Source organism: Protofrankia sp. CiP1_Cm_nod4 (genome assembly GCF_982290645.1).
Window position 1 is genome coordinate 1 of record NZ_CEVIVC010000155.1, and the last position, 10,692, is coordinate 10,692.

Annotated in this window: 4 protein-coding genes; 2 read left to right on the forward strand and 2 right to left on the reverse strand. The window is 73.7% G+C overall.

Annotated elements, in window-relative coordinates; translation table 11 throughout:
• Positions 1-1,683, reverse strand: a 1,683-nt coding sequence (locus AC5LSR_RS20745; protein ID WP_493468864.1) for an endonuclease Q family protein, incomplete at its 3' end; no start/stop codon positions are given.
• A 249-nt stretch (positions 1,684-1,932) separates the two neighbouring features.
• Between AC5LSR_RS20745 and AC5LSR_RS20750 the strand changes: the two genes are divergently transcribed.
• Positions 1,933-7,692 (forward strand): AAA domain-containing protein, encoded by a 5,760-nt coding sequence (locus AC5LSR_RS20750; RefSeq protein WP_493468865.1) that lies wholly within the window; start codon positions 1,933-1,935, stop codon positions 7,690-7,692.
• A gap of 552 nt (positions 7,693-8,244) precedes the next feature.
• Here the strand turns inward: AC5LSR_RS20750 and lysS are convergent.
• Entirely contained in the window at positions 8,245-9,696 is a 1,452-nt protein-coding gene (gene lysS, locus AC5LSR_RS20755; RefSeq protein ID WP_250286144.1) for a lysine--tRNA ligase, read from the reverse strand.
• 199 nt (positions 9,697-9,895) lie between these two features.
• Here lysS and AC5LSR_RS20760 point away from each other — a divergent pair, with 199 nt between their 5' ends.
• Positions 9,896-10,213, forward strand: coding sequence for a type II toxin-antitoxin system Phd/YefM family antitoxin (locus AC5LSR_RS20760; RefSeq protein WP_250286145.1), 318 nt, complete (start codon positions 9,896-9,898; stop codon positions 10,211-10,213).
• Positions 10,214-10,692: the final 479 nt, after the last annotated feature.

Below are 10,692 nucleotides of genomic sequence, written 5' to 3' on the forward strand. Positions count from 1 at the left end.
GGCCGGGACACGCAGCCGAGGAGCCGGGCACGCCGGATCCGGCGTGCCCGATGAATCCACGGTGCTGTCCACCGCGGTGCTGCCCACCGCGGACGGGGCCGCGGATAAGGATGCCGGCCGGCCTGCTGGCGCCGGCACGGACGGCGCCAGCGCGGTACGGACGGCGCGGCCTGCCCGACGGGCGGAGCGAGCTCGGGAGCCGCCCGCGGCCGCTGCCTTCTCCCCCGCTGCCCGTTCCCCCGCCGCCTTCTCCGCTGTGCCGCCCGGCTCTGCGCGGCCCGGCTCTGCGCGGCCCGGTGCCGTTGCGGTGGCGCCCGGCACCGTTGTGCCGGCAGGCGGAGCCGTTACACCGGCGGACGATGCCGCTGCGTCGGCGGGCGGTGCTGCCGTGCCGGCGGCGAGGTCGAACAGCGTGCCCGCGTCCGAGCTGAGCTCTTCCGGACGGAAGAGGCGGATGACGCCGTACTCGCCGTCGTACCCGGCCTCGCGGATCACCTCCTCGTTCCGCAGCCGGCGGATCGCCTCCACCAGCGCGGACGAGCCGACCTCGGCGATCGCGTCCAGCGGCACCTCGGCGAGAATCCCCAGCTCCGGGCCGAGCCGGGTGGCCAGCGCCGTGACCTGCGCGGCCACCGCCTTGCTCTTCGGCCCGACCCCGAGGATCTCCCCCACGACCTCGGGCAGCGCCACCAGTGAGCGCACCTCGCCCGCGGTCGGCGGGCGGACCCCCTCGGCGCGGTCGGCGAGCGTGTCCACCCGGTGCAGGACGCCGACGGTCAGCGCCCGTCCGCACTGCGGGCAGCGCCCGTCCGCCTGCCGGGTCTGGCTCGGTTCGTAGCGGACGTTGCACTTGCGGTGGCCGTCGAGGTGGTACTTGCCCTCCTCGGGGAAGAACTCGATCGTGCCGGCGAACCCGTCCCCGGTGCGCAGCGCCGCGAGCATGGCGAAGTAGTCGACGTCGCAGGTGAACGCGGTCGCCTCCCGGCCGAGCATGGGCGGGGAGTGCGCGTCGGAGTTGCTGACCAGGCGGAACCGGTCGAGCCCGGACAGCCGCCAGAACATCGGCGGGTCCGCGGACAGGCCGGTCTCCAGCGCGAAGATGTGGTCGGCCAGGTCGACGTAGCAGTCCTCGACCGCGTCGAAACCGGACTTGGAGCCCAGCACCGCGAACCACGGCGTCCACACGTGGGCCGGTATCAGGTAGCAGCCGTCGCCCGCGCCAAGGGTGATCTCCAGCAGGTCGCGCGAGTCCAGTCCCAGGATGGGACGCCCGTCCGCGGTGAGATTGCCGATCTTCGCCAGGCTCGTGGTGATCCGGGCCGCGGCGTCGGTGCTCGGGGCGTAAAGAAGGTGGTGGACCTTGCGGGTCCGCTCCCCCCGCTTGTAGATCGTGGAGATCTCCGTGGAGAGCATGAACCGGGTCGCCACCCGGCAGGACGCGGGCAGGGCCCGCAGCACGTCCGCCTCAAGGTCGGGGCGCAGCCGGAACAGGCCGGGCTCGGCCGGCACGAGCTTGGTGACGATCTCCTGCGTCCAGGCCGGGTGGGTGAAGTCTCCAGTGCCGATCACCTGGATCCCCTTGCGCGCCGCCCACCAGGCAAGATGCTCCAGGTCGCAGTCGCGGCTGCAGGCCCGTGAGTACTTGGAGTGGATGTGCAGGTCCGCAAGAAACCGTGAGCTCACAGCTGGGTATGTTGTCGCACCCGCGCGCTCGCACACGCGGCGGCCCGCCGGGCCGGGCCATCGGCCCCCCTTCGACAGGTTCCCCCCGGCCGGCTCCCGCCGCCCGTGCCCGCCCGCGACGCCACCCGGCATGACCGCATCCCAGTGGGACGCGTCATTATGGGCACTGCCGCAACGGGATGTGTCCGCCGGTGTGCGCATCCGGCCATCGGAGGAAGCCCTCGGGGGCGGTCGCATCCGGAGGGGACTATGACCGATCAGACGGCGGTTCGCCAGCCGCGCCATCACGACGGGCACCATCACGCTGATCGCCCCGACGAGCGCCGTGACAGCGAGCGCCGGGGCGACGAGCGGCTCGGCGGCGGGCAGCGTCGCGCGGGGCGAGCGGGGCGGCAGGGCGAGGAACAGCCCGGCGAGGAACAGCCCGGCGGGGAACAGCCCGGTGCGGAAAGCGGTGCCGGGCCGCTCCGCGCGGAGTACCACCTCGACGACCGGCGCCGGGCCACGCTGACCGACCGGTGCCACCGGCTGGTCCGGTTCCTGCGGGAGATCGCCCTGGCCCAGGCGCCGCGGGTCACCACGGTCGACGAGCATCCCGCCGTGGTGTGGCTCGACGACCTCCCGGACGGGCTGTCCCTGTTCGAGCAGGCCGGCCCCGGCGAGGTGCTGCTCGCCGCACCCGCCGCGGCGGCACTGCCACCACCGCCGGCGCTGCCCGGCCCGCTCACCGACTGGGTCGTCATGGCCGAGCCGGGCGAGCCGGTCGAGGAGTTCCCGCCGCTGCGCGAGATCGGCCCACGGACCCGCGTCGAACTACGGCCGGACGGCATCCAGCGCGAGATCACCGAAACCATCCGGCTCGCGGACGCGCCCGAGATCCGGGCTGCCTACGCGCAGTGGCTGCCGGCCTGGCGGATCTGGGCGGCCAGGGCCCGCGCGGACGCCGACCGGCGGGCCCTGCACAACGTCCTGCACACGGTGGCCCAGCGCCTGGCGCAGGAGGGCGACGCGCTCGAGCTGGTGCTCTGCACCGGCCTGCTGTCCTGGCAGGTCCCGAGCCCGGTCCCGACGTCGGCATCGGCGTCGGCGTCGGCGTCGGGACCGGCGTCCACGGCGCGCCCGGCAGCCGCGCCCGGCCCGTCCGCGACCGGCATGCCCTCGCTCGACCCGGCGGCAACGATCACATCGGCAACGATGCCGGGCCGGCCGGCGCTCGGCCCGGCGGCGGCACGCCCGTCCGTGACAGGCGGGCGGCCTTCCGCGACGGACGGCCCACCCGCGGCTGTCGAGGTCCGTCATCATCTGCTCGCGACCAGGCTGCTGGTGGAGATCGACGCGGCCAGCTCCGCCATCCGCCTGCGGCTGCCCGCCGAGGCCACAACCCGGCTGGAGGACAGCAGCCTGCTCGACGGGGTGGCGGCGTTCCGGCCGGAACGGACCAACGCGCTGCACGAGCGGCTGCGCGGCCGCCCCGCCGTCTCCCTCGGCTCCGACGACGAGCGGGTCCTGCGCGACTGGCTGACCCTTGCCGTGGACGTGTCCACCGACGGCTACTCGCCGTCCTGGCAGCCGGCGGCGCGGCCCGGCCCGCGCCCGCAGGTGACGTTCGCCCCGGCGTTGGTGCTGCGCGCCCGCGGCCGGGCGGCGCTGCTGAACTACTACGACCAGATGCTGGACGCGCTGCGCGGCGACAGCCCGCCCCCGCTCGGCCTGGTGCAGCTGGTCGAGACGCTGGAGGCCGACGAACGCCTGGCCTGGCTGGCCGCGGGCACGGTGCCTGCCGGAGACGTGCTGCCTGCCGGGGACGCGGCGCCCGGCGGGGACGGCCCGGGCGACACCGCGCCGCTGTTCCCGCTGCCGGCGAACCCGGAGCAGGCCCACGTGATGGAACGCCTGCGCCGGGACAACGGCGTCGTGGTGGAAGGGCCACCCGGGACGGGCAAGACCCACACGATCGCCAACCTGATGTCCGCGCTGCTCGCCGAGGGCAAGCGGGTGCTGGTCACCAGCCAGAAGGCGCAGGCGCTGCGGGTGCTGCGGGAGAAGATGCCCCCGGAGCTGCAACGGCTGTGCGTGTCGCTCACCGACCTCGACGACACCGGTTCGACCGAGCTCGCGGTGAGCATCAGCGCGCTCGCGGCGGAGAAGGCCGCCTTCCGGCCGGACGACCACGACCGGCGGATCGCGCGGCTGCGCTCCCGGCGGGACGACGCCGTCGCACGCCGGGCCGAACTGGCCGAACTGATCCAGCAGCTGCGCGCGGCCGAGGGCGTCCACCACAGCAGCGACGATGTGGCGCCGGGCTGGGAGGGCACCCTGGCCCGGATCGCGGCCCGGGTGCGGGATGAGCACGCCGCCCACGGCTGGCTCCCCACCCCCGTGCCCTGGCCCGCCGCCGGTCAGGACAGCGCCAGCGCCGGTGGCAATATCACCGACAGCGACCGGGGACGCGGCGGCGATGGCGCTGCCGGCGGGCACGGCCCGACACCCGCCAGCGGCGGTCATGGCGGTCATGGCGGTCGCAACGATTACAACGACCACGGTGGACGCGGCAGCCGCGGCGAGTATGGTGGGCCGCCGCCAGCACCCCTGGACGCCGCCGAGGCGGCCGAACTGCTCGCCGTGCTGCGCTCCCGCACACCTGCCCGGGCCCACCGGCTCGCCCAGGACCCGACCGATCCGGACCTGCTGGTCCCGACCGGCACGATCCGCCAGCTGCTGGCCGCCGAGCAGGCCGCCTCCTCCGTCGCCCACAACAGCGCGGCCACCCTTGGCGAGCCGGTCGCCGCTCTCGCCGACCGGCTCGCCGGGCTGTCCCCGGCGCGGGTGGACGCCCTGCGGGCGGCCGCCGCGGAGCTGACTGACGCCCTGGCGCTGGTGGCGGGCCATCACACCCGCTGGGCGTGGGTGCAGACAGCGCTCGACGACGCCCTCGCCGGCCGTGACGCCGTGCTGTGGGAGAAGATCGCTTCAACCACGCCGGCCGTCGAGCAGGCCGCCGGCGCGCTCGAGCGGGTCGGGCTGCACACGGTCGTCCTGCCCGCGCTGACCGAGCGGGGGCCCGCGAGCGCGCAGGTGCTGCTCGCCCACGGTGAGGCGCTGCGGGCCCACCTGGCGGCCGGCCACGGCCTGCGCGCCGTCTTCCCCTCGAAGGCCCAGAAGAACGCGGCTCCCCTGCTCACGGAGGCGGCTGTCGACGGCATCCCCCCGCGCACCCCCGACCTGCTCGACGTGGTACTCGCCCGACTGACCGCGCAGGTCTGCCTGGAGACGGCGAGCAGCGCCTGGGCGCTGGTGGACGTACACGTCGACCCCGACGCCGCCCCCGAGGTGCGCCTGGCCCGCCTGCACGATCTGGCCGGCGCCCTCGCCGCGGTCGACCACGCCCGCGGCGCGCGCGACCGCGTCCTCGGCGTCCTGGCCTCCTTCGGCGCTGCCAACACCTCCGCCGCCGCCGGCGCCTTTGGCACGTCGGACGCCCCGGGCACCGCCGTCACGGGCACCGCCGTCACGGGCACCGCCGTCACGGGCACCCCGGCCGCCGGCGGCTCTCTCGGTGTCACGTTCACCGGGGCCCGGGCCTGCCGGGATCTCGCCGCCGCGCTCGAGGACGTCCGGTGGCGGCAACGCGCCGCCGCCGCCACCGCGGATCTCAGCCGCATCCACGGCCGTTACCTGGCGGCGGCCAGGACCGGGACGTCCGCTCCGGAGCTGGCCGCGCTCGCGGGCGCGCTGGCCGCCCGCGACGTCACCGCCTACGAGGCCGCCCGGGCCGCGCTCGAGGCGGCCGACGGCGAGCGGGACGCGGAGCGGCGCTGCGTGGCGCTGCTGGCGCGTGTGCGGGCCGCGCACCCGGCCCTGGCCGCCCTGCTGGAGAGCCTGGCGCCGGACCCGGCCCACACAGCCGGCGGTGCCGGCGCGGCCGGTGCCGGGATGGCGAATGCCGAGAGAACGGATACGTTCCGTAACATCGTAACGGCGGCTGGGAGCCGTCCGGACGGCTCGGACGCGGCCGGGTGGGACCGGCGGACCGCGTCCTTCCCCGAAGCCTGGGCGTGGGCCTGCGCGGCGACCTGGCTGGAACGCTCGCGGACGGCGGCTGGCGAGACCGACGTCGAGGCCGAGCTCGACGCGGCTGAGGACGCCCTCGCCGCCGCCACCGCCGAACTCGCCGGCGCGCTCGCCTGGAAGCACTGCCTTACGCGGATGGGCGCCGAGCAGTCCGCGGCGCTGCGCTCCTACGCCGACGCGGTCGCCGCGGGCGGCAAGTTCACCGGCCGTTACGCGCAGCGGTACCGGCAGGCGGCGCGCGAGGCGATGCGGGTCGCCCAGACCGCCGTCCCCGCCTGGATCATGCCGATCGGCGAGGTGCTGTCGACCATCCCGGCCGTCCGGGACTGCTTCGACGTGGTGATCGTGGACGAGGGCAGCCAGGCCGGGCTGGACAGCCTGTTCCTGCTGTGGCTGGCCCCCCGCGTGATCGTGGTCGGTGACGACCGGCAGTGCACCCCGGCGGAGGCGAGCTTCGAGGAGCTGGAACCGGTCTTCCAACGTCTCGACACGCTGCTGTCCGACATCCCCACCTGGCTGCGCATCGCGTTCACCCCCCGGTCCAGCCTGTTCACCCTGCTGCGGACGAGGTTCGGCGAGGTCATCCGGCTGCGCGAGCACTTCCGCTGCATGCCGGAGATCATCGAATGGTCGTCCGCGCTGTTCTACCGGGACGCCCCGCTGGTGCCGCTGCGCCAGTTCGGCGCGGACCGGCTGCCACCCCTGCGGTCGTGCCACGTCCCGGGCGCGGCCACCTCCGGTGTCGCCGGTGGGCTGCGCAACGCGGCCGAGGCCGAGGCCCTGGTGACCCAGGTGCTGGCCTGCGCCGACGACCCCCGCTACGACGGGCTGACCTTCGGGGTCGTCGTGCTGCAGGGCAGCGCCCAGGCGGAGCTGATCCGCGGCAGACTGGTCAGCCGGATGTCCCCGGCCGAGCAGCAGCGCCGGCGGCTGCGCGTCGGGACCCCGCCGGACTTCCAGGGCGACGAACGGGACGTGGTCTTCCTGTCTATGGTCGTCGCGCCCGGCACCCCCACCCCGTCGCTGACCCGGCTGGAGTACCAGCGCAGGTTCAACGTGGCCACCTCCCGCGCCCGCGACCAGGTGTGGCTGTTCCACTCGGTGACCACGGGCGACCTGGAGCCGACCGACCTGCGGCACAACTACCTCAGCTATGTGCTGTCCCAGACCTCCGCGCGGCCGTCCCTGTCCGCCACCGCCGGGGCCGACGCCGGCCCGGCCGCCGCCGGGTCCGCGTCCCTGCCCGTACCCGTGCCGCGCGACGTCCGCCCGGACATCCCGCACCCGCGGTTCGACACCCTCTTCGAGCAGCGGGTCTTCCGTGTCCTGCGCGAACGCGGCTATCTGGTGTGGCCCCAGGTCGAGGTGAACGGCCGGCGCGTCGACCTGGTGGTGGCCGGCGGGCGCGCCCGCCTCGCGGTCGAGTGCGACGCGGACACCGCCGTGCCGCCCGAGCGGATCGCCCACGAGTTCGCCCGCGAACGGGAGCTGCGCCGGGCCGGCTGGCGCTTCTGGCGGATCCGCCAGTCGGAGTTCGAGATCGACCCGGACGCCGCGCTCGCCTCCCTGTGGCCCGCCCTGGCCGCCGTCGGCGTGGCACCGGTGGCACCGGTGGCACCGGTGGCGGCATCGGCACACGCGGCCCGTACCACCCGGAGCGGCACCGCCCCCGCCGATTCGACCGGAGCCGGTCACGGACCGCAGCCGGCACCACCCCGTCCAGACACCCCAGCGGACGACGTGACCGGGGACACCGTCCCCATGGACAACACGCTCAGGGATGGCGAGAACGCCAGCGGCGACGACGCCGACACGGCTGGCACGACGGCCAGCATCCGGGCTGCCGCCGCGCCGGGAGTCGGCGAACACCGCTGGACGCCGATCCCCCTGAGCGACCTGGAAGGCCTCGACGACGCCCTCGGCGCCCTGACCAGCTGAACATCCTCTGCTGCGACGCGGTGACAAAGATTATCCAGGGCGGGGTCAAACGGTCGTAGCGTCGCTACGACCGTTTGACCCCGCCGAGTATCATGTCACCGCTCGCCCGTTTCACCGCCATCCTGCGCAGCTTTACTAAGACAAGGAGGTCGACCCGCGTCCGGGTCACTTCGGCTGGATCCCGTTACTTGAGCTGATCCCGCCGGGCGGCCCGGGGGATCTCATCCCCGGGCTCCCACGGAAACGGAGCATGACAGTCTCCCATCACTCCGCTCACCTCATCCAGTCCGTCAGAACTCGGCCATCCAGGCCCAGCGGGTGAACAGGCGGGGCCGCCTTCGTAGCAGCCCATTCCACCACCGTTTGACCTTCTTGAACGGCCTGAGCCGTTTGACCCCACCCCAGCGTCGGCGTGCTGCCGCCAAAGATCTTACAGGAGCCGACAGCCGGCTCACACCGGCCTGGCGGACTCTCCGGCCCGTACCCGTTGCACCGGCTTTCATCAGGGCCGAGCGGCCGCGGCGGGTCCGGGGCGGGCGAGAAGAAATCCGGTCAGGCGTCGGGGGTGGTCTGGTCGTCGGGGGTGTGCTGGCCTTTCCGGGCGCCGCGCATGGTGGGGAAGAGGACGACGTCGCGCAGGGTGGGCGCGCCGGTGAGCAGGGCGGTGAACCGGTCGATGCCGAGGCCGAGGCCGGACATCGGGGGCATCCCGTACTCCATCGCCTCGATGAAGTCCTCCTCCATCATCATGGTCTCGTCGTCGCCGGCCTCGCGCAGCTCGGCCTGCTCCTCCAGCCGGGTCCGCTGCTCGGCCGGGTCGACCAGCTCCGAGTACGCCTTGACGATCTCCCAGCCGTTCACCACGACCTGGAACATGTCGAGCCTGGCGGGGTCGTCGTCGCTGCGCCGGGCCAGCGGGACCAGCTCCGCCGGGTGGTGCACCAGGAAGCACGGCTGGACGAGCCCGGGCCGGACCGTCTTCTTGTACAGCAGGTCGACCAGGGCCGCGTACGACGGCGCGTTCTCGACGTCCAGCCCGAGGCCGGCGACCCGCTCCCGCAGGGCCGGCAGGTCGCGTACCACGGTCAGGTCGATGCCGGTGTGCCGGGCGACCTCGGCCCGGTAGTCCAGCTCCGGCCAGTCGGCGCCGAAGTCCAGCTTCACGCCCTCGTAGGTGACGGTGCGGGTGCCGAGGACGTCGTCGAGCACCGCCAGGATCAGCTCGCGGACGAAGGCCATGTTGTCGCGGTAGTCCCAGTAGGCGGCGTACCACTCCAGCATCGTGAACTCCTGGAGGTGGGAGGAGTCCATGCCCTCGTTGCGGAAGTTGCGGCCGAGCTCGTAGACGCGGTCGAAGGAGCCGACGACGACGCGCTTGAGGAACGTCTCCGGTGAGATCCGCAGGTAGAAGTCCTCGTCGAGCGCGTTGTGGTGGGTGACGAACGGCCGGGCGGCGGCGCCGGATGCCGCCTCCTGCAGGATCGGCGTCTCGACCTCGAGGAAGTCGTTGTCGTCGAGGAACCGGCGGATCCGCTGGATCGCCTTCGCCCTGGCCCGGAACCGCGCCCGGGACTCGTCGTTGACCAGCAGGTCGAGATAGCGGCGGCGGTAGCGGGCCTCCACGTTCGACAGGCCCTGCCACTTGTCCGGCAGGGCGCGCGCCGTCCGGTTGAGCACGGTGAGGTCGGATACCGCCACCGTCCGCTCACCACGGCGGGTGGTGTAGAGACGGCCGGCGACCCCGACGAAGTCGCCGATCTTCAGCGCGCGGGACCACTCCCTGATGGTCTCCGCGCCCAGCTCGTCCCTGGACAGGGAGACCTGGACGCGCCCGCTGCGGTCCTGGATGTGCCCGAAGATCAGGCCGCCCATCCGGCGCCAGAGCACCACCCGGCCGGCGAGCCGGACTGCCGTGCCGTCGGGCGCCTCCCTGGCGTCCGCGGCCACCGAGTCGGTGCGGTAACCGGACCGGGGCCCGCTCACTCCGGGCTCCTCCATCGACATCAACACACCCTATAGCGAACCAGCAACCTGGATGACCTGGCATATCTGAAGATCGTCGACCGGCAGCCGACCGGGACGGCGGCGAGCCCGAAGCCTTCGGACGGACGCACGAACAGCCCAGACCGATCAGTCCCGTATCCGACACCATACTTGATGTTGCGCTTGATGCCGCGCCCGACAGAAACAGATCATGTCTGACATGGCAACCGGACAGGCATCGGTCAATGCCCGTGATCTCAGTCGTCGCGCGGCGAGCGTGCTCGACCGCGCCGCACACGGCGAGCGGCTGATCGTGACGCGAGACGGAGAACCGATCGCGGAGATCATTCCTATCGACCCCGCTCAGCGCCTGTTCGCCCGTTGGATACGGGACGGTCTCATCTCCGAGCCTCCGGCATCCGGCTATGCCAAGGCCGCGGCCGCGGCCGCGGCGAACGCAGTCCGTGACCTGCCCGATACCCCGCCAGGCAGGACCGCGGCAGAAGCCGCAGGCCTCCGCACTTCCGCACCGTCATGAACAGCCCTGGATACCCTGGAGAACAGCGGCAGGACGCGGGAGAAGAGCGACAGGACGCGGGGAGCCCGTAGACGCGGCGTGTCAGCCGCTCCCTGTTACCGACAGCTCTGCTTCCCGTTCCCGGGCAGCGGAAACGCGGCAATTACGGTGTTGCCACGAGCCCGGGTGCGGACGTCCGGTGTGGACGCCGTGGTGGTGACCGGAGGGCGACACGGCGGGGCTTCTGCGGCTGGAGCGGTGTGACCGACAGTAACTTGGCTGGGTGCCTCGGACTCGCCGACGCTTCAGGACGCCCGCGACGGGCCGCCCGGCCCCGGCCCAGCCCGTCCGCCTGACGGCTTTCCCGTCCCTGCTGGTGCTTCTGGCGGCGGCCCTGACGGGATGGCTGATCGGCGGGGTCCCGGCCGCCGGGCCGGCGGCCGCGGCCGCGGTGACACCGCCACCGGCTTCCCTGCCACCGGTGCCCCCACCCGCACCGG

Bases quoted from the DNA above. Each gene is read 5' to 3' on its own strand.
- AC5LSR_RS20750 (WP_493468865.1), top strand. From the start codon at position 1,933: ATGACCGATCAGACGGCGGTTCGCCAGCCGCGCCATCACGACGGGCAC.
- lysS (WP_250286144.1), bottom strand. From the start codon at position 9,696: ATGTCGATGGAGGAGCCCGGAGTGAGCGGGCCCCGGTCCGGTTACCGC.
- AC5LSR_RS20760 (WP_250286145.1), top strand. From the start codon at position 9,896: ATGGCAACCGGACAGGCATCGGTCAATGCCCGTGATCTCAGTCGTCGC.